24 protein-coding genes, 1 tRNA gene and 1 other RNA gene are annotated in these 22562 nt (G+C 36.7%); 22 read left to right on the top strand and 4 right to left on the bottom strand.

The window, feature by feature from the left end; all coding sequences use genetic code 11:
* Positions 1-541: 541 nt before the first annotated feature.
* The 9 genes from PYW42_RS08595 to PYW42_RS08555 all read left to right on the top strand — a co-directional run bounded on the left by PYW42_RS08595 (position 542) and on the right by PYW42_RS08555 (position 6996).
* Complete coding sequence (locus PYW42_RS08595; RefSeq protein WP_002357053.1) at positions 542-742, top strand: cold-shock protein; 201 nt, start codon at positions 542-544, stop codon at positions 740-742.
* 71 nt (positions 743-813) lie between these two features.
* Positions 814-1086 carry a hypothetical protein gene (locus PYW42_RS08590; RefSeq protein ID WP_002370964.1) on the top strand — a complete coding sequence of 91 codons (273 nt, stop codon included), beginning with the start codon at positions 814-816 and terminating at the stop codon, positions 1084-1086.
* 612 nt (positions 1087-1698) lie between these two features.
* Positions 1699-1772 (top strand) — tRNA-Ile (locus PYW42_RS08585).
* A gap of 29 nt (positions 1773-1801) precedes the next feature.
* Complete coding sequence (gene hemH, locus PYW42_RS08580; protein ID WP_002357056.1) at positions 1802-2743, top strand: ferrochelatase; 942 nt, start codon at positions 1802-1804, stop codon at positions 2741-2743.
* 801 nt (positions 2744-3544) lie between these two features.
* Entirely contained in the window at positions 3545-3871 is a 327-nt protein-coding gene (locus tag PYW42_RS08575) for a type II secretion system protein (protein ID WP_010775953.1), read from the top strand.
* Entirely contained in the window at positions 3861-4295 is a 435-nt protein-coding gene (gene comGF, locus PYW42_RS08570; RefSeq protein WP_002357060.1) for a competence type IV pilus minor pilin ComGF, read from the top strand. The genes PYW42_RS08575 and comGF overlap by 11 nt, the downstream gene beginning before the upstream one ends.
* Positions 4295-4648: a competence type IV pilus minor pilin ComGG gene (gene comGG, locus PYW42_RS08565; protein WP_002362054.1), complete on the top strand. Its 354-nt coding sequence runs from the start codon at positions 4295-4297 to the stop codon at positions 4646-4648. Before comGF ends, comGG begins: the two co-directional genes overlap by 1 nt.
* A 128-nt stretch (positions 4649-4776) precedes the next feature.
* Positions 4777-5784 (top strand): class I SAM-dependent methyltransferase, encoded by a 1008-nt coding sequence (locus PYW42_RS08560; protein WP_002357063.1) that lies wholly within the window; start codon positions 4777-4779, stop codon positions 5782-5784.
* A 24-nt stretch (positions 5785-5808) separates the two neighbouring features.
* On the top strand, positions 5809-6996 hold the full coding sequence (locus tag PYW42_RS08555) for an acetate/propionate family kinase (RefSeq protein WP_002357064.1): 1188 nt from the start codon (positions 5809-5811) through the stop codon (positions 6994-6996).
* Positions 6997-7107: 111 nt separating this feature from the next.
* Here PYW42_RS08555 and PYW42_RS08550 read toward each other — a convergent pair whose 3' ends face one another.
* From PYW42_RS08550 to PYW42_RS08535, 4 genes are all read right to left on the bottom strand, one after another.
* Positions 7108-7581 carry a universal stress protein gene (locus PYW42_RS08550; RefSeq protein WP_002357065.1) on the bottom strand — a complete coding sequence of 158 codons (474 nt, stop codon included), beginning with the start codon at positions 7579-7581 and terminating at the stop codon, positions 7108-7110.
* A gap of 315 nt (positions 7582-7896) precedes the next feature.
* Positions 7897-8229, bottom strand: coding sequence for a hypothetical protein (locus PYW42_RS08545; protein ID WP_002357068.1), 333 nt, complete (start codon positions 8227-8229; stop codon positions 7897-7899).
* Positions 8230-8236: 7 nt separating this feature from the next.
* Positions 8237-8430, bottom strand: a non-coding RNA gene (gene ssrS / locus PYW42_RS08540) — 6S RNA.
* Between the two features lie 72 nt (positions 8431-8502).
* Complete coding sequence (locus tag PYW42_RS08535; protein ID WP_002360030.1) at positions 8503-9780, bottom strand: replication-associated recombination protein A; 1278 nt, start codon at positions 9778-9780, stop codon at positions 8503-8505.
* A 128-nt stretch (positions 9781-9908) separates the two neighbouring features.
* Here PYW42_RS08535 and PYW42_RS08530 point away from each other — a divergent pair, with 128 nt between their 5' ends.
* The 13 genes from PYW42_RS08530 (at position 9909) to PYW42_RS08470 (ending at position 22152) form a co-directional block, all read left to right on the top strand.
* On the top strand, positions 9909-10586 hold the full coding sequence (locus PYW42_RS08530) for a DNA-3-methyladenine glycosylase (RefSeq protein WP_002364174.1): 678 nt from the start codon (positions 9909-9911) through the stop codon (positions 10584-10586).
* A complete protein-coding gene (locus PYW42_RS08525; RefSeq protein ID WP_002388170.1) occupies positions 10543-11028 on the top strand; it encodes a DUF3013 family protein in 486 nt (161 codons plus the stop codon). The genes PYW42_RS08530 and PYW42_RS08525 overlap by 44 nt, the downstream gene beginning before the upstream one ends.
* A 15-nt stretch (positions 11029-11043) precedes the next feature.
* Positions 11044-11991, top strand: coding sequence for a 50S ribosomal protein L11 methyltransferase (gene prmA / locus PYW42_RS08520; RefSeq protein WP_002357075.1), 948 nt, complete (start codon positions 11044-11046; stop codon positions 11989-11991).
* Position 11992: 1 nt separating this feature from the next.
* Complete coding sequence (locus PYW42_RS08515) at positions 11993-12745, top strand: 16S rRNA (uracil(1498)-N(3))-methyltransferase (protein WP_010816132.1); 753 nt, start codon at positions 11993-11995, stop codon at positions 12743-12745.
* A gap of 214 nt (positions 12746-12959) precedes the next feature.
* Positions 12960-15173 carry a RelA/SpoT family protein gene (locus tag PYW42_RS08510; protein ID WP_002357079.1) on the top strand — a complete coding sequence of 738 codons (2214 nt, stop codon included), beginning with the start codon at positions 12960-12962 and terminating at the stop codon, positions 15171-15173.
* A 23-nt stretch (positions 15174-15196) separates the two neighbouring features.
* Positions 15197-15643: a D-aminoacyl-tRNA deacylase gene (gene dtd / locus PYW42_RS08505; protein WP_002400677.1), complete on the top strand. Its 447-nt coding sequence runs from the start codon at positions 15197-15199 to the stop codon at positions 15641-15643.
* A gap of 139 nt (positions 15644-15782) precedes the next feature.
* On the top strand, positions 15783-16004 hold the full coding sequence (locus PYW42_RS08500; protein ID WP_002383130.1) for a hypothetical protein: 222 nt from the start codon (positions 15783-15785) through the stop codon (positions 16002-16004).
* Positions 16001-17302 (top strand): histidine--tRNA ligase, encoded by a 1302-nt coding sequence (gene hisS, locus PYW42_RS08495; RefSeq protein ID WP_002362049.1) that lies wholly within the window; start codon positions 16001-16003, stop codon positions 17300-17302. Before PYW42_RS08500 ends, hisS begins: the two co-directional genes overlap by 4 nt.
* A 17-nt stretch (positions 17303-17319) precedes the next feature.
* Positions 17320-19089: an aspartate--tRNA ligase gene (gene aspS, locus PYW42_RS08490; protein WP_002360034.1), complete on the top strand. Its 1770-nt coding sequence runs from the start codon at positions 17320-17322 to the stop codon at positions 19087-19089.
* A 149-nt stretch (positions 19090-19238) separates the two neighbouring features.
* Positions 19239-20075, top strand: a complete 837-nt coding sequence (locus PYW42_RS08485; RefSeq protein ID WP_002385835.1) for a bifunctional hydroxymethylpyrimidine kinase/phosphomethylpyrimidine kinase — start codon at positions 19239-19241, stop codon at positions 20073-20075.
* Complete coding sequence (locus PYW42_RS08480; RefSeq protein ID WP_002357086.1) at positions 20059-20565, top strand: ECF transporter S component; 507 nt, start codon at positions 20059-20061, stop codon at positions 20563-20565. The genes PYW42_RS08485 and PYW42_RS08480 overlap by 17 nt, the downstream gene beginning before the upstream one ends.
* Positions 20562-21131 carry a TIGR01440 family protein gene (locus PYW42_RS08475; protein ID WP_002365825.1) on the top strand — a complete coding sequence of 190 codons (570 nt, stop codon included), beginning with the start codon at positions 20562-20564 and terminating at the stop codon, positions 21129-21131. The genes PYW42_RS08480 and PYW42_RS08475 overlap by 4 nt, the downstream gene beginning before the upstream one ends.
* Positions 21132-21273: 142 nt before the next feature.
* Positions 21274-22152 carry a YitT family protein gene (locus PYW42_RS08470; protein WP_002357090.1) on the top strand — a complete coding sequence of 293 codons (879 nt, stop codon included), beginning with the start codon at positions 21274-21276 and terminating at the stop codon, positions 22150-22152.
* The last annotated feature ends 410 nt before the right edge of the window (positions 22153-22562 follow it).

The following is a 22562-nucleotide window of genomic DNA, read 5'->3' as shown; positions in this document are numbered from 1 at the left end:
TGAATTTATGAAAAGGATAATGTGTACGGAATTTATCCTAATAAAAAATAGAATTAGCCTATTTCTAAGCTACTATTACTTGAGAACAGTTTCCTTTTAAATAAGTGGAAAATTGTAGTACAGCTACTTTAGCGATATTCCTTAATATCCCAGTTCTAATTTAAAGCCAAACACAATTTTGTTAATAAGTTGTGAATAATTTTATTGGTTGAATTAACAAAACTAATTTGCTAGAATAATAAAGCAATTACTTGTAGTAAAAGACTACAGGCCCCTTGTATCATAATTGTGCAAGGGGGTTTTTGTATCGTATATTTATATTTCATGTCTAGAGTAGATGGATTATAACCTTTTTATAGTATTGGTCCATCATGTTTTAATACACTCATTTGCTTTATAGGAAATAGTATGGTATTATAAATAAGTAATCAATTTTGACATGTAACGAGAGCGCTATACATAAGACTATAATTCTCCTTTTGCTTATCAAACATTTTTTGCAACAAATCGCATACAGGGTATGCACAAGGAGGAAACATATATGAACAACGGTACAGTAAAGTGGTTTAACTCAGACAAAGGTTTTGGATTTATTACAGGTGAAGATGGCAATGACGTATTTGCTCATTTTTCAGCAATTCAAGCGGATGGTTTTAAGTCATTAGAAGAAGGACAAGCAGTAACTTTTGATATTGAAGAAGGACAGCGCGGTATGCAAGCTGTTAATATTTTTAAAGCATAATAAAGGTTTTGGTAAAACGTTCCAATTTAATTGGAACGTTTTTTTTATAAGATTAAATTGATAGGCTCTGAATGTTGAAAACGAAAGGAGATCATCATATGGGATTTGGAAAATGGAAAGAAGTTATACCATCAGATAAAAGTAAACAGTTTGAAGAAGGACAGAAAGTATCATTTATTTACAGAAAAGAAATTAGAAGTGGTATAATAGCTGTTTTATTAATTAATTCAGCAGTAATTAACATTATAGACAGTTCTAAGCCAAAAAACAAAAAAGAAAAAACAGTAATTAGTTATGAGAAACTATTATCGATGTATCAATTAAAAGACCTTAGTTTAGATTAGGGTCTTTGTGTTAAACTTAAGACAAGGATTTATGGCATGCTCTTTTTTCTAAACAGATTCTTTACGTGTTAAAGGATCTGTTATTTTTATTTAAAAATTGTTAGCTAGTTAGAGCAAATGGTTCGTAATCATTCGGTTGATTGTTCGAATTTATCATAGTAGTTAAAACGAAATTATCATGTGTATATAGAAAACACCTACTGAAGACGCACAGTACTTCCCCAAGTTGTGTATGTTTAGTAGGTGTTTATTTATAATTGTATATTTGAATTATAAATAAAATACAATTGTTTTGTAAAATGAAAACTTGAAATTTAAAAAAGAAAGCGGTAAAATATCTTTACCAAACAATTTTATTTTTCATTTTATTACTACCTCTTGCCGCCTTTCCCCAATGAGGCGGCATCTTTTTACATAAAAATATTGAACTAAAAAAATAGATATTGTAAAATATTGATACATATTTAAACTCTTATTTTTTACGCAGACCGCCTTTTCTCAATAAGACGGTCGTTTTTTTGTTGAAAATTGAAAATCAGTAAAGTAAAATTATTATATATTAAGCTATAACCAGTAAGAACTATTTTATCCCCAATAAGCTAGTTATTACTTGGACCATTAGCTCAGCTGGTTAGAGCAAAAGGCTCATGACCATTCGGTCGATGGTTCGAATTCATCATGGTCGATAATAGAATTAGACAGGTAGTGAATTATTTTGAAAAGAACAGGAATTCTCTTAGTGAATTTAGGAACACCAAAAGATTCTTCCAAGACGGAAGTAAGGAAGTATTTAAAAACTTTTTTATCAGATAGAAGAGTAATAAAAATACATCCTATAATTTGGAAACCGATTTTGAACGGTATTATTTTGAATATACGTCCAAAAAAATCAGCAAAACTCTATCAAAAAATTTGTACTGAAAATGGATTTCCTCTTTTGGAATATACTGAGAAACAAATGGAAAATTTGAAAAATATATGTCCAGAAGTGGAAGTTACAATTGGAATGTCATACAGTGAACCGAGTATAGAAACTGCTCTAGATACATTATTATCAAAAGAGATTGAAGAACTCAATGTCATACCAATGTATCCGCAATACTCTGGGACAACGGTAGGATCAGTGTTTGATTCCGTTATGAATTATTTTATAAAAAGTGATAGGATAGTGGATATTAAATTTATTCGATCATTTTACAATAATCCACAGTATATAGGTTACTTTTCAAAAAAAATAAATGAAGCTTTGAATGAAAGTCCAATAGATGCTATCGTTTTTTCATACCACGGAATTCCTATGTCTTATGTAAAAGATGGGGATAACTACCCGGAGGAATGTACTAAAACAACAAAATTAATAATGGATAAATTAGGAGATATTCCTTATTATCAAACCTATCAATCGAAATTTGGGCCATCTGAATGGTTAAAACCAGCAACTGATGATACCTTGAAAAAATTACCATCAAAAGGTATTAAAAATATATTAATTGTTGCACCAGGGTTTGTTGTAGACTGTCTAGAAACAATAGAAGAATTGGAACACGAAAACAGAAACTATTTTTTAGAAAATGGTGGGGAATTCTACAAATATGTTCATCCATTTAATGGGGATATTGAATTTGCAAAATTAGTAAAGGACATTATTTCTTTGTAGTAATTTGTTTCAGTTTTTTATTTTAGTTTGAATTTATTAAACAATTTATTCAGGTTTTGCACGAATATATTTACTGGTATAGCATATAGTAGAATTAAGCAAAAATTAAACGGCTTATCTCCAGTTCAGCATAGGAAATAAGCCGCTTAAAAAAGCTTGATTTTTTTTGCACTGCAGTTCGAGTCCTGTATGATCCATAAAAATACGTTGTATGAAAAGTCAATTCTTTTGAGATATTTTTGACTTCCTAATTTGATATACTGCGGAAAGTATCTGAGAATTTATTTAACACATTTTTTATTTACTAAAGAAAGTAAAGATCAGAGCTGTGCAAATAGAAATGATTAAAAACATCCCAATGTCATCATCTAATGTTTCAAAAATTTCAACAGGTTTCATAAAATGTTTAATTATTTTTTTCATTATATTCACCTCAAAAAGAGAATAGAATGAAATATTCTACTTATCCATTGATATATCTAACGATTGACTTACAAAATTGAAACAAAAGCCTAAAAGTCAGTTGGTGTGCTTATTATTATAATACAAAAAAGACCTCCATTCTTTTAAGAATAAGGTCTTTTTTTCGTAGTCGCCTTGTAGGCAAACTATTTCAGTTAGCCGTATTCTAAACTCAATAAAATGTCAAATACTCATACGTGTATTTTTACCACAAAATTTACCACAGATTTGCGGTATTATTTACATATCTTAGATTATCAAAAATGACAAAACAGCTATTTAATGCGTATTGTATGATGTTTTTGTTCCTTAAATTGTTACGGAATTTCCAGATGGGGAGTGGCAAATATACGAAGAAAATTAACTATTTATAGCGGTTTTATTTTATTAGAGAGTCTCGTTAGTTTTAGTATTGTATGTGTGGTAGCAGGGATATTCTCCCTGACTATTACACAATTAATTCAGCAAAATTATCAACGGGAGCAAGAATTAACGCGCACTCGTCTAGGATACGAAGCAATTTTATTTTTAGAGCAGACGGGTGATTTACGTTTCAAAGAGCGGATATATCAAGGAGAAACTTACCGATTTTCTTTGATGGAGAACGAGGGAAGAAGGATACTAAAAGTCACAGATTCAAGAGGAGCGATTTTGATTGGTCAATAAAAAATATGCGGGTTTTACAATGTTAGAGTGTTTAGTGGCACTAGTCGTTTTAAGTTGTATGTGTCAATTGTTTCAGTTGATGATTCAACAAAGTTTTATCGGAAATCAATATTTGAAAAACAATGATTCGAAATCCTGGCATATTTTTTTAATTCAATTAGAAAAAGAATGTCAAAAGCTCGTTTTCCAAACAGGCTCTGCTCAAGAGATTTCTTTCCTCGACTCAGAAACAAACAAGACTATTTCAATTCAAATCAAAGAAGATAAAATTATTAAGCGAGTCAATGGTAAAGGCTATCAACCGCTGTTAATTGGTATCAAAAATGGACAGTTTAAAAATGAAGGACAATCGTTTACTTTGGAAGTTACTTTTACTTCTGGAAAAACATTTGATAGTTTTTTTCCGATAAAGGGAGAATTTTAATGAGGCAAAAATATTCAGGAAACTTATTGTTCACGGCCATGGCCTTTGTTTATTTGATGAGTTTTCTCGCCCTTCAGTTACTAGAAGAACGTCAGTTAACACAAAAATTTACGCAAGCTACCCAGGAATACTATGCAGGGAAAAGTATCCTTCATTTATTTCTTGCAGATGTTAAACAAAATAGACGAAAGTTAAAAACAGAAGAAAAGCTCATGTACGAGCAAGTAACCCTCGATTATACATATAAAAATGAACAATTAAGAATAACTGTTTTATTAAACAAATCTGGTCGAAAATACCAATATCAAGAGAGAGTTTCTCATCAAAAAAAAGCGGAAACAATGCTGGAATAGCGTTGTTTTTCTACAAATTATTAGATTTTAGAAGAAAGACAGTAAAGGCATTGATTATTCTTTCTTTTTTCGTTAAAATAAAACAGGTATGGAAGTTGTTACATTTTGAATAGAATAGAGGTGCTAATTTGTTCCCAGAAAAAATTGAAGAGGCTTTCGAGCCAATGGAACAAGCAATCCAGTTATTGCAACAGTCATTGGATACTTCTTTTTTAGATGCGTATATTGAAAATGGTGAAAATATTTTAGATGATTTTCAAGTACGAGTACTTGACGGAGTACCTAATCCAGAGACAGTGAAACAATTAGAAACGCTGTATCATACGATTAAAAAAATTGATTTAGCTCCTGAAGATGTGCGACGCTTGTCCCAATTACTTTTGTTAAAAGGAACGAGAAAAGAGCAGCTTCAAGCAAATCATCAATTGACGCCAGACGGTATTGGCTTTTTGTTTGTTTATTTAGTAGAACAATTAACAAATAAATCAGAGCCATTAAAAATTTTAGATCCTGCTTCAGGAATGGGAAATTTACTGTTAACGGTTCTGCTAAACCTTGAAACAGCTGGTTACAAAGTTTCTGGTTATGGTGTGGATATCGATGAAACACTTTTGGCGGTATCTTCTGTGAACAATGCTTGGTCACAAGCTAATATTCAGTTGTTCCATCAAGACGGATTGCAAGATTTGTTATTGGATCCAGTTGATTTAGCATTAAGTGACTTGCCGATTGGCTATTATCCAAATGATGAGCGAGCAAAGGGATTTGCTGCTGCTGCGGAGGAAGGCCATAGTTATGCGCATCATTTATTAATGGAACAAGCCATGAAATACGTGAAACCAGCAGGGTTCGGCTTATTCTTAATCCCAACCAATATTTTAGAGACTGAGCAAAGTGAATTCTTTAAAAATTGGTTGACAAAAAACGTCTATTTACAAGGAATGATACAGTTACCTGATGAATTGTTTAAGTCAGAACAATCACGTAAAAGTATCTTGCTTGTTCAAAACAAGGGTGCAGATGCTGAGCAAGTGAAGGAAGTTTTGTTAGCAAAACTTGCCTCTTTGAAAGATATCAATAAAGTAACGGAGTTCTTTAAACAATTTGAAGCTTGGAAAGCTTCAAATTTAAAATAAAATAGTAACGAAGAGGAGAAAATTATGTCTAAAACAATTGCAATTAATGCAGGTAGTTCAAGTTTAAAATGGCAATTATACCAAATGCCAAATGAAGAAGTGATCGCTAAAGGAATCGTTGAACGTATTGGCTTAAAAGATTCTATCTTCACAATTAAATATGGTGAAGGACAAAAATATGAAGTAATTGTTGATATTGATAACCATGAAGTGGCAGTAAAAATGTTACTAGACCAATTAATCGACTTAAACATTTTAGGTTCTTATGATGAAATTACTGGTGTTGGTCACCGTGTAGTTGCTGGTGGAGAAGAATTTAAAGATTCTGTTGTTATTACAGACGAAGTATTAGAAAAAATTGAAGCTTTATCTGAATTAGCACCTTTACACAACCCAGCGAATGCGATGGGGATTAAAGCATTTAAACATATCTTACCAGAAATCATTAGCGTGGCAGTCTTTGATACGTCGTTCCACACAACAATGCCAGAACACAACTATTTGTATAGTGTACCGCGTGAATACTATGAAAAATTTGCTGCACGTAAATATGGGGCACATGGAACAAGTCATCGTTATGTCTCTCAACGTGCTGCAGAAATGTTAGGTCGTCCAATTGAAGACTTGAAAATTATCACTTGTCACTTAGGAAATGGTGCTTCAATCACTGCAGTTGATGGTGGTAAATCAGTCGATACATCAATGGGCTTCACTCCTCTTGCTGGCGTTACAATGGGGACTCGTTCAGGGGATGTTGATGCGTCACTATTACCTTATTTAATGACAAAACTTGGCTTGACTGATGTACAAGACATGGTTGATATTTTAAACAAAAAATCTGGTTTATTAGGTTTAACAAATGGTTTATCAAGCGACATGCGCGATATACAATCAAACTTAGATAAACCTGAAGTTCAAACAGCATACAACATTTTTATCGATCGTATTCGTAAATACATTGGTAGCTATGTCACTGTTATGAATGGCGTTGATGCGATTGTCTTTACTGCTGGAATCGGTGAAAATGCAGTTGGCGTTCGTAAAGATATTATTGATGGCATGACTTGGTTTGGTTGTGAAATCGATGATGACAAAAATAATGTACACGGTGAAGAAGCAGTTATCTCAACTGATGATTCAAAAATCAAGCTTCTATTAGTACCAACTGATGAAGAGTTAATGATTGCCCGTGACGTAGAACGTCTAAAATAATTAAACGAACACACCTTGTGAGATGCTCTCACAAGGTGTGCTTAATAGGTAAATAAAAAGAAACTGAGCCAACTATCACTTTTGATAGTTGGCTCAGTTTCTTTTTATTTTTTATTTTTCTTCATTTTTTGGTAATTTGTTGTCTAAATCCGTCCGTACAACGAGAACATCGCAACTAGCGTTACGGATAACTGATTCAGAGACAGAGCCAATAAATAAACGCTCAACGGCATTTAATCCAGTTGCTCCTAACATAATTAAATCAATGTTGTATTCTTTTGGTAATTCTTTGGCAATAATGTTCTTAGGAGAACCATAGGCTAGAACGCTAGAGACTTTTGTTTGTCCCATATCCACCGCTTGTTGTTGGTAGGTGTCTAAGGTTTCTTTTGCCATTGACATTGCTTCTTCTGCTAGCGCACCATCAAAAGAGGACACTGATTGGAAAGAGCGCGTATCAACAACATGTGCTAATAGTAATTCAGCATCGTTTCGTTTAGCGACGTTGACCGCTTTTTTAAAGGCTAAGTCTGCTTCGTCAGAACCATCGATTGCTATCATAATTTTTTGATATTGTTGTAACATAATAACCGCTCCTTTCAGCGTAAAAAAATCATTAATTGTTTCTATAATAATTGTAAAACAAACAAAGAAAAAAAGAAACTGAAACCGCTTCTTTTTTTTCTGAATATTGGCATTTTTTTGTAAAAAAAGAACCTGGGACAAAAATCACTTTGGATTTTTGTCCCAGGCTTAAAAATTGATAAACGGCGGAAACAGAAGCAACTCCTTCGGAAATAAGCCGAAATTCTCCAAAAATTAAAGAACAATTTTCGGAAATTCCTTCTTATTTCTCGGAGTTAAACACTTCTGTCCCGACCTCTTTAAATTCATCGTCTTTTATGACATTTTTTTTGCAAAAGTTAAACTAAATAACGTTGAAAGTAATAAAACAAAAAAGATAAAACCAATTGACAATAACGGGCGATTAAAAATAGCCGCTAGAACACCTAGAATGGCGATAATCAAGTAATAACGCCCAAAACGTTCGATAAACTGTTGACTTTCTGTTGCAGTTTCTTTTTTTAAGAGTGGTAAAAAAGCTGCACTTTTCTTCATCAAATAATAACTGGCTACGCCTGTGACAACGGCGAGTAATAGTACGAGTATACGAATCATCTTGTCCTCCAAAAAAAAACAACTTGCCAGAGCAAATTGTTTAGAAATCTTCATAAAAATGGTAAAATCCGTCGATGCCGGTAATCGTCCTAGAGTATTGAACCCGCAAGATAAGCAGGTGGGTTCCTCGATCGCAGTATTGAACTACCAAAAGAAAAGGCATGTTACCAACTTTGATACAAGCAGGATCCCTAGATATCAATAAAAATGTTCGGTCAACACAGTGAAAGGACAACGCGTACATCACAGATTTACCATCTTTATAATAGCATACTCTCTCAAAATCGGCAACGAGATTGTTTCTTTTTTTGAAAGCGTATTATTTTGTTATTTTTTCTGTTTCCATTCTTGGATACGCTTGAGTTGCTGATGTAAGGCTTGTTCATATTTACCAATATCAATCGGTTCGTAATAACGTGCCTCTTTTAATTTGTCAGGTAAGTATTGCTGATTGACCCAACCGTTTTCAAAATTATGTGGGTATTGATAACCAATGCCACGGTTTAATTCTTTGGCTCCAGCATAGTGGGCATCACGCAAATGATCAGGAACGTCTCCCACAGAGCCTTGTCGAATATCTGCCAAAGCAGCATCAATCGCTGTGACTGCAGAATTTGATTTTGGCGATAAACATAAATCAATGACGACACTAGCTAGAGGAATCCTAGCTTCTGGAAACCCTAGCTTTTCGGCGGCTTGAACAGCGGTGACTGTCCGAGCGGCGGCCGCAGGATTCCCAAGACCGATATCCTCATAAGCAATGACCATTAAACGACGACAAATAATCGGTAAATCACCTGCTTCAACTAAGCGACCCAAATAATGAAGTGCAGCATCTACATCGCTTCCTCGGATCGACTTTTGGAAAGCGGAAATCACGTCATAATGGGCATCGCCATCTTTATCATGGGTTAAGGCTTTTCGTTGCACGCACTCTTCAATAATCGGTAAGGTGATCTTAATTTCGCCTTGTTCATTTTTGGGTGTTGATTTAACAGCTAATTCTAGTCCATTTAGCGCACTACGTAAGTCACCGTTCGTTGCGCGTGTCAAATGTTGTAATGCTTTTTCTTCTAAGTGGACGGGATAATCGCCTAAGCCACGTGTGCTATCGGTTAAGGCTTCTTGAATCGCTTGCTGAATGTCTGTTTCCGTTAAGGGCTTTACTTCAAAAATTTGCGTGCGACTACGAATCGCAGGGTTAATTGTAATATATGGATTTTCGGTAGTGGCTCCAATCATAATAATTCGTCCGTTTTCTAAATGAGGGAGCAAAAAATCTTGTTTTGTTTTATCTAATCGGTGAATTTCATCAAGCAGTAAAATCACTGTGCCACTCATTTTGGCTTCTTCAGCAACGATTTGTAAATCTTTTTTGGTGTCTGTGGCCGCGTTCAACATGCGAAAGGCATAATTTGTTGAACCAGCGATTGCGCTGGCAATACTGGTTTTTCCAGTGCCAGGCGGCCCATAAAGAATCATCGATGAAAGCATTTTGGCTTCGACCATCCGACGAATAATTTTACCAGGGCCGACTAAATGTTGTTGACCAACTACTTCGTCTAAGTGACGAGGTCGCATTCGATAGGCTAAAGGTTGTTGCATAAAAGGACCTCCTTTTTCATAATCATCTTATTATAACATAAAGAACGTACATTCGCTTTTTGGTGGTTTTTTGGGTTTTAGATGGATATAGCGGAAGGTTTCGTGTATGATAGGGAGTGGTGAAAGAAATGAAAGAAACGATAAATATCTTTAACACAAAAACAACTGAAGAAGTGGCGCAATACTTGTTAGGGATGTATTTAGAGCACGAAACAGCAACAGGCGTTTTAGGTGGGTACATTGTGGATGCAGAAGCTTATTTAGGTCCTGATGATGAGGCGGCCCATAGCTTTGGCTTGAGAAAAACGCCACGCTTACAAGCCATGTATGACAAACCAGGCACGATTTATTTATATACTATGCACACGCATTTAATTTTAAATATGGTGACACAAGAACAAGGCAAACCACAAGGGGTGATGATCCGCGCGATTGAACCTGTTGAAGGTGTAGACAAAATGATTGAAAATCGCCAAGGACGTCAAGGCGTGGAATTGACCAATGGACCAGGTAAATTAGTTGCAGCCTTAGGAATTGATAAGCAATTATATGGGCAGTCGATTTTTTCTAGTTCGTTACGGCTTGTGCCAGAAAAACGAAAATTTCCGAAAAAAATTGAGGCACTACCACGAATTGGAATTCCCAATAAAGGTCGTTGGACAGAATTGCCTTTAAGATACGTCGTGGCTGGCAATCCATATATTTCTAAACAAAAAAGAACAGCAGTAGACCAAATAGATTTTGGCTGGAAGGATGAAGAAAATGAAAAAAGCAACAATGCTCACATACTTAGAGGAACAACTTGAAAAACACTTAGGAGATTACGAAGTAGGCCTTGATTGGGATCGTAAAAACCATACCATCGAAGTCATTGTTCGTTTATATGCAGAAAACAATGAGCAAGTGGCGATTGATGATGTTGATGGTACGCTTTCAGAAGAAGAATTCATTGAATTTGAAGATGGTTTGTTATTTTACAATCCGCAAAAGTCAGTCGTTGATGACGAAGAGTATTTAGTCACAATTCCTTATGAAGGAAAAAAAGGGCTACGCAAAGCAGTTTTAGACGGATTCATTCACTATTTAAAAGTGGTTTTAGATGAAGGGCAAAGTGATTTGTTAGACTTTTTATCAGATGAAACAGCGGAAGTTTTTGAATTGCATTGGGAGCCAGCAGATTTTGAAGCGATGATTAAAAAAGTGGCAGAAACAGAAAAAGAACAATGGATTGCGTATCCAAGTTATTAATTTAGAGGTGAGAACATGAAGTGGACAGAAGTAAAAGTAGAAACGGCTAGCGAAGCAGTTGAAGCAATTTCAAACATTATGATGGAAGCTGGTGCAAGTGGCGTGGCCATTGAAGATGCGTTGGACATTGAAAATTTTGAAAGTGATCTGTATGGGGAAATTTTAGATAAAGAGCAATTCACCCACATTAAAGAAGGGGCGATTGTGATGGCTTATTTTCCTGAAACAACCTTCTTACCAGAAATTTTACCATTTATGAAAGAAAATATTTTACGCTTGCCAGAGTACGGCTTATCCATTGGTAAAAACGAAATGACAATTAGTGAAGTAGCAGAAAGCGACTGGGCAACTGCTTGGAAAAAATATTATCATCCTGTCCGTGTCACACGATTCTTAACGATTGTGCCAAGTTGGGAAGCCTATCACGCACAAGATGAAGCAGAAAAAATTATCACATTGGATCCGGGCATGGCTTTCGGTACAGGCACGCATCCAACGACTCGTTTAACCTTGCAAGCTTTAGAAACTGTTTTACGTGGTGGCGAAACAGTTCTAGATGTAGGAACGGGTTCTGGTGTTTTGAGTATTGCAAGTCGCTATTTAGGGGCTAAAGACGTCTACGCATATGATTTAGATGAAGTAGCAGTTGCAGCGGCAAAAGAAAATATGGATTTAAATCCCATTGCGGCCGATGTTCATGTGTCAGCCAATGATTTACTAAAAGGGATTGACCATTCTGCTGATGTAATCGTCGCAAATATTTTGGCAGATATTATTGTGTTAATGATTGAAGATGCTTGGCGTTTGCTAAAACAAGACGGTACCTTCATTATTTCTGGAATTATTGAAGATAAAAAAGCAATGGTTTTAGAAGCACTAACGAAAGTCGGGTTTGTGGTGGACCAACTCTTTAATCAAGGCGATTGGTATGCGATTATCTTGAAGAAACCAGAGGAAGAGTAAAATGCAACGGTATTTCATGAAAGAAGATTATCAAGAAAAAGATTTGTATAAAGTCGCAGATGAAAACTATCATCATATTGTGCGAGTTATGCGAATGACGCCGAATGATCGTTGTTATTTAGTATTTCAAAATAAAACTGCCATTTTAGCTGAGATTGTGGAAATTGATTCAACATCTGTTTACTTTAAAGAAATTAGTAAAGAAGAAATGGACAAAGAATTGCCAATTGAAGTGACGATTGCGTGTGGGTTACCAAAAGGGGACAAGTTAGAATGGATTGTTCAAAAAGGCACGGAGCTAGGTGGCAATCAGTTTATCGGCTTTCCTGCGAAAACTTCCGTTGTCAAATGGGACCACAAAAAAAGAGCAGCCAAAGAAAAAAGATTACAAAAAATTGCCACAGAAGCGGCGGAGCAATCGCATCGGCAGCAGACACCAAGTGTTTCTTTGGTGGAAAAAACACAAGAAATCATTGCGCAATTTGACTCATATGACACAGTCTTGGTTGCGTATGAAGAATCAGCAAAACAAGGAGAAAAAAGTCAATTAGCACAAGTATTATCCACTTGCCAGCCAGGCGCATGTTTGTGTGTGCTCTTTGGACCTGAAGGTGGCTTTGCACCGCAAGAAATTGAACAATTTCTGCAGGCTGGGGCGAAACTTTGCGGGTTGGGTCCGAGAATTTTACGAGCAGAAACAGCACCGTTGTATCTTTTAAGTGCGGTTAGCTACCAAATGGAACTTTTAAATTAAACGAAAGCCCGCCTGTAAAATTCTTGTAGGCATTCTCTTTGAATAAACAGAGAGTAAAAAAGCGACAGTGATTGAAATTTAAGGGAAATTTAGTATAATAGAGTTGTTGAAAGTGCTACTGTTTCAAGTGGTACTTTTCTTTTTTATTAAAATAGATAAAACGTGAACGAAGTGTTCTTTATCCAAAGGTCACCTTCATAGAGGAGTGAATACCATGCCAAAAGAAGAAATACTGACAGGCCCAGCGGTCATCAAAATTGTAAGTACCTATATGGGACCAGAACATGTTGAGTTGGTTCAAAAAGCATTAACTTATGCTGAAAAAGCACACGAAGGTCAAGTCCGACAATCAGGTGAACCTTACATCATCCATCCGATTCAAGTGGCAGGCATTCTGGCTGAATTACATATGGATCCCCATACTGTAGCAACAGGATTTTTACATGATGTTGTCGAAGATACGGACGTAACACTGGACGATTTAAAAGAAGAATTTGGCGAAGACATCGCAATGTTAGTCGATGGCGTAACGAAACTAGGAAAAATTAAATATAAATCTCATGAAGAACAATTAGCCGAAAACCATCGGAAAATGTTATTGGCAATGGCGCAAGATTTACGGGTCATTATGGTGAAACTAGCCGATCGTTTGCACAATATGCGCACATTAAAACATTTACGTGAAGATAAGCAACGACGGATTGCGCAAGAAACTTTAGAAATTTATGCGCCTTTAGCACATCGCTTAGGGATTAGTCGAATTAAATGGGAATTAGAAGATACTGCCTTACGTTATATTAACCCCAACCAATACTATCGAATTGTTAATTTGATGCAAAGCAAACGCGATGAACGTGAAGCTTATGTGGCAGAAGCAGTCGAAGATATTCGTTTAGCTACGGAAGATTTAGAAATTTACGCAGAAATATATGGTCGACCAAAACATATTTATTCAATCTATCGTAAAATGAAGGACCAAAAGAAACAATTTAATGAAATCTATGACTTATTAGCGATTCGTGTTATTGTCGATTCCATTAAAGATTGCTATGCCGTGTTAGGGGCGATTCATACGCGTTGGACACCAATGCCAGGTCGCTTTAAAGATTATATTGCTATGCCAAAAGCGAATATGTATCAATCTATCCATACGACAGTTATTGGACCAAAAGGGAATCCAGTAGAGGTCCAAATTCGGACGCATGAGATGCACCAAATCGCCGAATTTGGGGTGGCGGCTCACTGGGCCTATAAAGAAGGCAAAGCGGAAAAAATTGAAACAGATGAACTGACGAAGCAAGTCGATTGGTTCCATGAAATTATTGAATTACAAGATGAAAGCTATGATGCTTCTGAATTTATGCAAGGTGTGAAAGAAGACATTTTTAGCGACAAAGTCTATGTCTTTACGCCAAGTGGAGATGTAACCGAACTGCCAAAAGGCTCCGGACCACTAGATTTTGCTTACAGTATCCATACTGAAATTGGGAATAAAACAACCGGTGCGAAGGTCAACGGCAAAATGGTACAGTTAGACTATGTCCTAAAAAATGGGGATATTATTGAAGTCCTAACATCACCGAATTCTTTCGGACCTAGTCGCGACTGGCTGAAAATGGTTAAAACAAGTAAAGCCAAAAATAAAATCAAACGTTTCTTTAAAGAACAAGACCGTGAAGATAACATTATTAAAGGGCATGATGCTGTCATTAAATACATGACAGAAATCGGCTTTACACCGAAAGAATTTTTAACGAAGAATAAAATGGCGGAAGTGCTAGATAAATTTAAATTTCAAACGGAAGATGATTTATTTGCGGCAGTAGGTTATGGCGAAGTAAGTGCGCAAGTAGTGTGCAATCGTTTAACAGAAAAAGAACGCCGCGAACAAGAGTTGGAACGTCAACGCCAAGAAGCAGAAGAGTTGTTAAATCAGCCAGCTAAAAAAGAATCAGAAAAAATGAAAGTTCGTCATGAAGGCGGCATCGTGATTCAAGGGGTGGACAACCTATTGATTCGTTTAAGCCGCTGTTGTAATCCAGTGCCTGGTGATGAAATCGTTGGTTACATTACCAAAGGACGGGGCGTTTCAATTCATCGTGCGGACTGTCCTAACGTACAACATCAAGAAGAATTAGCACAACGTCTAATTGAAGTTGAGTGGGAAGATACCGAGCACAGTCGCAAAGAATACGCTGCCGATTTGGAGATTTACGGCTATGATCGTAGTGGCTTACTGAGTGATGTTTTACAAGTCATTAGTTCGATGACAAAAAATTTAGTCGGCGTTGAAGCTCGTCCATCCAAAGATAAGATGGCCCAGATTCATGTCACTGTGAAAATTCAAAACCTTTCTCATTTAAAAACCATCGTTGACAAAATTAAAAGTGTACCAGATGTTTATAGTGTTCGTCGAACCAATGGGTAAGTGTTAAAAGTGAGGCAAAAAAGATGAAAGTAGTTATTCAAAGAGTCAGTCAAGCACAAGTTGCGATAGAAGAGCAGATAGTGGGACAAATCAAACAAGGCTTCATGGTGCTGGTGGGCATCCATCAAGAAGACACGCCAGAAGATGTGGCTTATGTTGTTGGCAAAATCAGTAAATTACGTGTTTTTGAAGATGACGAAGGAAAAATGAATCGCAGTATTCAAGAGATTGAAGGATCAATTTTGAGTATCTCTCAATTTACCCTCTATGCAAAAACTAAAAAAGGCAATCGTCCCAGTTTTATTGAAGCGGCTCGTCCAGATGTGGCGATTCCTTTGTATGAATTATTTAATCAACAATTAGAAGCAGAAGGAATAGAGGTAGCCACAGGAGAATTTGGCGCGGATATGCAAGTGTCGTTGACCAATGATGGTCCAGTGACCATTGTGATTGATACACGAGAAAAATAATTGATTTTCCTGTCGGAAACCCTTGACTTTCTAAGAGAACTTTAGTAGTTTATAGATAATATTAAAAATCTACGAAGGAACGAGTAAGTTTCATCTGTCTGCGAAGAGAGAGTTGCCGTGGCTGAGAGCAACTTCAACAGTGAAAGTGAAAGACATTCTGGAGATGGACGGAAGAAAAGCCGTCCCGTTACGAGCGTTAATCGTTGAGGAAAGAGTCAAATCTTTCAAAACTAGGTGGTACCGTGTAAAAGAGACTTTTACGCCCTTGTATGTTCAACATACAAGGGCTTTTTTCATTTTTAGAAAAAAGAAAATGGCGCACACATTTTTGTGGAATGATAGAAGGAGAGAAAGACAATGAGTTATCAAAAACCAAAAGGAACAAACGATATTTTGCCAGGAACTTCTGAAAAATGGCAATTTGTGGAAGAAACAGCTCGTTTGATTTTTAAAGATTATCAATACCAAGAAATCAGAACCCCGATTTTTGAACATTATGAAGTGATATCTCGCAGTGTTGGCGATACTACAGATATTGTTTCAAAAGAAATGTATGATTTTTATGATAAAGGAGACCGTCACGTGACGCTACGTCCTGAGGGGACAGCGCCAATTGTTCGGGCCTTCGTTGAAAATAAATTATATGGTCCGGAATATACGAAACCATATAAAACCTATTACATGGGGCCGATGTTCCGCTATGAACGCCCACAAGCTGGTCGTTTGCGTCAATTCCATCAAATTGGTGTGGAAGCATTTGGTAGTGAAAACCCAGCATTGGATGTTGAAATTATGGCTATGGCTTTGGACTTCTTCAAACAATTAGGCATCCAACAAATCAAATTAGTTATTAATTCCTTAGGGGATAAAGAAACACGTGCTACGTACCGTCAAGCATTAATCGATTATTTAGAGCCCCATATGGCAGAATTAAGCGAGGATTCACAACGTCGCTTACACGAAAATCCATTGCGGGTGTTAGACAGCAAAGATAAAAAAGACAAGGTGATCGTCGCAGAAGCGCCCTCCATTTTAGATTATTTAAATGAACCATCTAAAGCACATTTTGAAGCAGTAACTGATATGTTAGATTTACTAGAAATTCCTTATGAAATTGATAGTAATATGGTTCGCGGTCTGGATTATTACACACACACAATTTTTGAAATTATGAGTGAAGCGCCTAAAATGGGTGCGCAATCAACTATTTGTGCAGGAGGCCGATACAATGGTTTAGTTGAAGAATTAGGCGGCCCAGACACACCAGGTTTTGGTTTTGGTATGGGCATTGAGCGAGTGTTGTTAACAATGGAAGCTGAAGAAGTTGTGATTCCAGCGTTATCTGAATTAGACGCATATGTGGTTGGGATTGGTTCAGAAACCAACGTCGCAGCTTTGCAACTTGTTCAAAGCATTCGTAACTTTGGTTTCTCAGCTGATCGTGATTACATGAATCGCAAACCAAAAGCGCAATTTAAAACGGCCGATAAATTACAAGCAAAATTAGTTTTAACAATCGGTGAAAATGAATTGAATGAAGGCATTGTCAACGTAAAATCAATGGCAACACGCGAAGAAAAAGCCTTCCCGTTAAGTGCTATTCATGATTCATTTGATGAAGTGTATGACGAAATGATGACAAAAATGATTGAAGAATAAAAAGGAGAGATTGAGAAATGGCAAAACGCACAACCTATTGCGGCAATGTATCTGCCGAATTTATTGAAAAAGAAGTTGTATTAAAAGGATGGGTTCAAAAACGTCGTGACTTAGGAGGCGTTATCTTTATTGATTTACGTGACCGTGAAGGAATCGTCCAAGTGGTCTTTAACCCAGAAAAGTCAAAAGAAGCATGGGAAATTGCTGATAAATGTCGTAGTGAATACGTCATCGAAGTTAAAGGTCAAGTCGTTTATCGTGATAAAGAAGCGATTAATCCCAAAATGAAAACTGGCGAGTTTGAAGTGATGGCGACTGACATTACGATTTTAAATACTGCGAAAACAACGCCATTTACCATTGAAGATGATAATAACGTTAATGACGAATTGCGCATGAAATATCGTTATTTAGATTTACGTCGTCCATCAATGACAAACAACATTAAATTACGTCACCAAGTAACGAAAACAATCCGTCACTATTTAGATAATCATGACTTTTTAGACATTGAAACTCCTTATTTAGGCAAATCAACACCAGAAGGCGCTCGCGATTATTTGGTTCCTTCTCGTGTCCATGCCGGTCATTTTTATGCTTTGCCACAATCACCACAACTCTTTAAACAATTATTAATGGGGGCAGGCTTCGATCGCTATTACCAAATCGTTCGTTGTTTCCGTGATGAAGATTTACGAGGCGACCGTCAACCAGAATTTACACAAATCGATATCGAAACGACCTTTTTAACACCAGAAGAAATTCAAACATATACAGAAAATATGTTGGCTGAAGTGATGAAAGAGACAAAAGGAATTGAGATTTCTGTTCCGTTTCCACGAATGAGCTATGACGAAGCGATGGCACGCTATGGTAGCGATAAACCCGACACTCGTTTTGCTATGGAATTAATTGATGTTGCAGATGTAGTGAAAGACGTAGACTTCAAAGTTTTCCAAGCAGCGTTGGAAAATGGTGGACATGTGAAGGCTTTGAATGCAAAAGGCGCCGCAGATAAGTATTCTCGTAAAGATATGGATAACTTAGGTAAGTATGTGAGTCAATTTGGTGCAAAAGGCTTAGCTTGGTTAAAAGTTGAAGAAGATGGCTTAAAAGGACCAATTGCTAAATTCTTAACAGAAGTTAGTGATGAATTAATTGCTGCTACCAATGCAGAAGTCGGTGATATTTTAATGTTTGGTGCCGATAAACCTGAAATCGTAGCCGCTGCTTTAGGTGCGGTACGTACACGTTTAGGTAAAGAATTAGGTTTAATTGATGAATCGAAATTCAATTTCTTATGGATTGTGGATTGGCCGTTGTTTGAATATGATGAAGAAGCTGGCCGCTATGTTTCTGCTCATCATCCATTTACACAACCAAAAGCAGAGGATGTGGCCCGCTTAGCAACAGACCCAGCCTCTGTGTATGCTGAAGCTTACGATGTTGTCTTAAACGGCTACGAATTAGGCGGTGGCTCATTACGGATCCATACACGAGAATTACAAGAAAAAATGTTTGAAACGTTAGGTTTTACAAAAGAAGAAGCACAAGACCAATTTGGTTTCTTGCTAGACGCATTAGATTACGGCTTCCCGCCACATGGAGGGATTGCTTTAGGGCTAGACCGCTTAGCAATGCTATTGGCTGGGGAAGAAAATATTCGTGAAGTGATTGCCTTCCCTAAAAACGGGAAAGCAATTGACCCAATGAACAACGCACCAAGTTTAGTTTCTCCATTACAATTGTTTGAATTAAACATTGATGTAACAGCCATTGACGAATAAATGTTAAATCTAAAGAAAGAGTGACTTCATTGACGGATGAGGTCACTCTTTCTTTGGGAAGGAAAAGGATAACAAAATAAAAAGTGGCTGAGCTAAAAATCTGCCAATTGGCTGTTTTTTCTTTTTAGAAAACTTTGTATGATAACTGAGTGTATAAAGGAGCGAAACAAATGACAAAAATAATTTTAACAATTGGCGGTTCCGATCCTTTTTCAGGTGGCGGGATTCAAACAGATTTAAAAACGTTTGAAAATCATCAAGTCTTTGGCTTATCAACTTTAACTTGCCTTGCTACAGCCCCCAAGAATCATTTTCAGATTCATGACCTGGAGACTTCTTTGGTGAAAGAGCAACTCGCTTCCATACCTGCCGGGAGTTTAGACGGCATCAAGATTGGCTTGATTCACAGTGAAGAAAGTATGCTACAAATTGCAACCTTTTTGAAAAAGCACGCAGGTCTGCCGGTGGTGTTGGATCCTGTCTTGGCTTTTAAAGAAACGACTTCAGTTTATGAAAAAAGATACATGCAGTTATTGATTGAAAAACTTTTTCCATTCGCAACGATTATAACGCCTAATTTAAAAGAAGCAGAATTACTCATTGGCAGAAAATTAACAACCGTCGAAGAAGTTCAACAAGCGGCGGAAGAGTTAAACTCTTTAGGAGCGGCAACGGTGGTGATTAAAGGTGGTAATCGTTGGCTTGGCCAAGAAGCACGTGACTTTTTTTATGATGGACAACAACATATTCAATTGGTCAAAGAAAAAGTAATGGCCCACACCATTGATGGCGCTGGTTGTTCCTTTGCCTCTGCAATTGGTGCGAATTTAGTTAAAGGATATCCGTTAATTGAAGCAGTTGATTTAGCAAAAACATACGTTCATGAAGCCATTGTTTCTGGGGTCCAGCTAAATGCAGCTTTTGGAAGTGTGTGGCATGAAGGATTACTAGCAGGAGGTGTGGCGGATAATGACAAGAAAAATTAGTCTATATGCAGTAATTACCGCTTTAACAGTGGCTGTGTCAATGGTCTTTATTATCCCCGTCCCAGCAACAAATGGCTTTGTTACATTGGCGGATGCAGGGATTTACATTGCTAGTTTACTTTTTGGTCCGATTGGTGGCTTGACAGTCGGAGCTTTAAGCGGTGGTTTAATTGATTTATTGTCAGGCTATCCACAATGGTTCGTTTTTTCGTTATTGATTCATGGCGGACAAGGTTGGTTAGCAGGGCACTTCTTTAATAAAAATAAAAAGATGCAAACGCTAGGATTACTTTTAGCCAGTCTCCTCATGATTAGCGGGTATGCTTTAGCGACTAGCTGGCTTTATGGCGTGGGTGCGGGGATTGCCTCATTACCAGGGAATATCATTCAATCCTTATTTGGGGTGATTGTAGCATTGCCTCTTAGTCAAACATTAAAACGTGTGTTACCAAAAAATGGTCGTTTAGAAGAAAGAAGGATGAACAAATGACTATCGATGAAAAAATGTTAAAAGAACAGTTAGTGACAATTACAGAAGAAGTCATTACAGCAGGAAATTTACAAAAAGGGGACCTATTTGTTTTAGGTTGTACCACTAGCGAGGTAGTAGGTGGCGTCATTGGTAAAAATTCCAGTGCCGAAGTAGGACAATGGATTGTCTCAACCTTAATTGAACAATTAGATAAAAAAGGCATCTCTTTGGCTGTCCAAGGATGCGAACATATTAATCGTGCTTTAGCGATGGAACGTCGTGTGGCTGAAGAAAAAGGCTTTGAAATTGTCTCGGTAGTACCACAATTACATGCTGGCGGTTCTTGTTCAGTGGCTGCCTTTGAAAAATTTGATGAACCTGTGGAAGTGGAGCATATTGTTGCTCAAGCAGGGATTGACATTGGCGATACATCTATCGGTATGCATGTAAAACATGTGCAAGTTCCTCTTCGCTTGAGCATTCGAACGTTAGGTGCGGCCCATGTTACAGCATTATATTCTCGTCCTAAATATATTGGTGGACCAAGAGCCCATTATGAAACAACCCAAGAACGAAATCGTTAAGATTTCGTTCTTTTTTCATTTCTATAAACATTTGATGAATCTTCCGTAATTATTATAGGAATCTCTTTTTTTCTCTCGGTAAACCACGTATAATATGAAAAGAAATGTAATTTATTGAAAACCTGAAACGAGGCTATTATTTATGAAAAAAATTTATGACGGACTGCCAGTTCATGACTATACAACAAAATTTTCTGTGTCGATTGTCTATGCTATTCTTGCATCAATTGCCATGAACTTTTTCTATCAACCAGGAAATATTTATTCCAGTGGCTTAACAGGCTTGGCACAAATTTTAACAACCCTCTCAACAAAAATTGTCGGTTTTAATGTGCCTGTCTCCATTACATTGTATCTTTTAAATGTGCCGTTATTCTTTATTGCGTGGAAAAAAATAGGTAAGAAGTTTACAATTTTTACTTTCATTACCGTGACTTTAACTTCATTATTTATGCATATTGTTCCGCAAACGGTGATGACTCAAGATCCAATTATCTGTGCTATTTTTGGTGGGGCGATTTCTGGATCAGGAATTGGTTTTGTTTTAAAAAACGGGGTTTCTTCTGGGGGCTTAGATATTCTAAGCATTACCATTCGGAAAAAAACGGGGCGTTCCGTTGGCTCGATTTCAATTTATTTTAACGCACTAATTGTCTTCGTTGCAGGTTATTTATTTGGCTGGCAGTACATGTTCTACAGTGCGTTATCAATTTTTGTAAGTGGGAAGGTCACAGATGCCGTTTATACTAAGCAAAAGAAAATGCAAGTTATGATTGTCACCAAAAACCCAGATCGGGTCGTGGATGAGATTCAAAAGAAAATGCGCCGCGGTATTACAATTATTCATGAAGCGGAAGGGGCATATCGCCACGACCGCCAAACTGTTTTGCTAACTATTGTGACACGCTTTGAGTTGCCAAGTTTAGAAGCAGCCATGAAAGAAAGTGATCCGAATGCCTTTGTCAGCATCTCAGATAATGTTAAAATTTTAGGACGTTTTTACGAAGAAGATTACAAATAAAAGGGTATGAAGCAACGAGAGAATGGCTGTGTCTATTCTTTCGTTGCTTTTTTTGAAAAATAAGTAAAAAATGCTTTGTGTGAGGACCTGAAATTCCCATTTAAACAAGAAGTTAATTGAAAGACGTTCGTGAATTCCTTTGCTTTTGGTTTAATTAAATCTAATTATTCGGAAATAAGTCGCTATTGTTTCTCGCAAACGAATGCTTTGTTTGGATTTGAAAGAAAACGATGAAAAAAGAATCATTTTTATTGAAAAGACCTAAAAAAACTGGTACACTAAGTGTGTAATTGATAAGTACTTTTAATACTGTTATGAATAAATAGTAGGAAAAACGAACATCAATTCTATTTTTTTAAAGTTCATAGGTCGTTTTCAGTCTTACTTGGACATATTTCGACCCACAAAAG

Origin of the sequence: Enterococcus faecalis (genome assembly GCF_029024925.1) — a bacterium.
GTDB classification, from domain to species: Bacteria; Bacillota; Bacilli; order Lactobacillales; family Enterococcaceae; genus Enterococcus; species Enterococcus faecalis.
Note: the sequence above shows the minus strand (reverse complement) of the source record. Positions and strands in the feature narration are given on the sequence as shown.

Excerpts from the sequence above, each read along its gene's own strand:
- PYW42_RS08595 (WP_002357053.1), top strand. The coding sequence starts at position 542 with ATGAACAACGGTACAGTAAAGTGGTTTAACTCAGACAAAGGTTTTGGA.
- PYW42_RS08590 (WP_002370964.1), top strand. The coding sequence starts at position 814 with ATGTTGAAAACGAAAGGAGATCATCATATGGGATTTGGAAAATGGAAA.
- comGG (WP_002362054.1), top strand. The coding sequence starts at position 4,295 with ATGAGGCAAAAATATTCAGGAAACTTATTGTTCACGGCCATGGCCTTT.
- PYW42_RS08555 (WP_002357064.1), top strand. The coding sequence starts at position 5,809 with ATGTCTAAAACAATTGCAATTAATGCAGGTAGTTCAAGTTTAAAATGG.
- PYW42_RS08550 (WP_002357065.1), bottom strand. The coding sequence starts at position 7,581 with ATGTTACAACAATATCAAAAAATTATGATAGCAATCGATGGTTCTGAC.
- PYW42_RS08545 (WP_002357068.1), bottom strand. The coding sequence starts at position 8,229 with ATGAAGATTTCTAAACAATTTGCTCTGGCAAGTTGTTTTTTTTTGGAG.
- PYW42_RS08535 (WP_002360030.1), bottom strand. The coding sequence starts at position 9,780 with ATGCAACAACCTTTAGCCTATCGAATGCGACCTCGTCACTTAGACGAA.
- PYW42_RS08530 (WP_002364174.1), top strand. The coding sequence starts at position 9,909 with ATGAAAGAAACGATAAATATCTTTAACACAAAAACAACTGAAGAAGTG.
- PYW42_RS08525 (WP_002388170.1), top strand. The coding sequence starts at position 10,543 with ATGAAAAAAGCAACAATGCTCACATACTTAGAGGAACAACTTGAAAAA.
- prmA (WP_002357075.1), top strand. The coding sequence starts at position 11,044 with ATGAAGTGGACAGAAGTAAAAGTAGAAACGGCTAGCGAAGCAGTTGAA.
- PYW42_RS08515 (WP_010816132.1), top strand. The coding sequence starts at position 11,993 with ATGCAACGGTATTTCATGAAAGAAGATTATCAAGAAAAAGATTTGTAT.
- PYW42_RS08510 (WP_002357079.1), top strand. The coding sequence starts at position 12,960 with ATGCCAAAAGAAGAAATACTGACAGGCCCAGCGGTCATCAAAATTGTA.
- dtd (WP_002400677.1), top strand. The coding sequence starts at position 15,197 with ATGAAAGTAGTTATTCAAAGAGTCAGTCAAGCACAAGTTGCGATAGAA.
- hisS (WP_002362049.1), top strand. The coding sequence starts at position 16,001 with ATGAGTTATCAAAAACCAAAAGGAACAAACGATATTTTGCCAGGAACT.
- aspS (WP_002360034.1), top strand. The coding sequence starts at position 17,320 with ATGGCAAAACGCACAACCTATTGCGGCAATGTATCTGCCGAATTTATT.
- PYW42_RS08480 (WP_002357086.1), top strand. The coding sequence starts at position 20,059 with ATGACAAGAAAAATTAGTCTATATGCAGTAATTACCGCTTTAACAGTG.
- PYW42_RS08475 (WP_002365825.1), top strand. The coding sequence starts at position 20,562 with ATGACTATCGATGAAAAAATGTTAAAAGAACAGTTAGTGACAATTACA.
- PYW42_RS08470 (WP_002357090.1), top strand. The coding sequence starts at position 21,274 with ATGAAAAAAATTTATGACGGACTGCCAGTTCATGACTATACAACAAAA.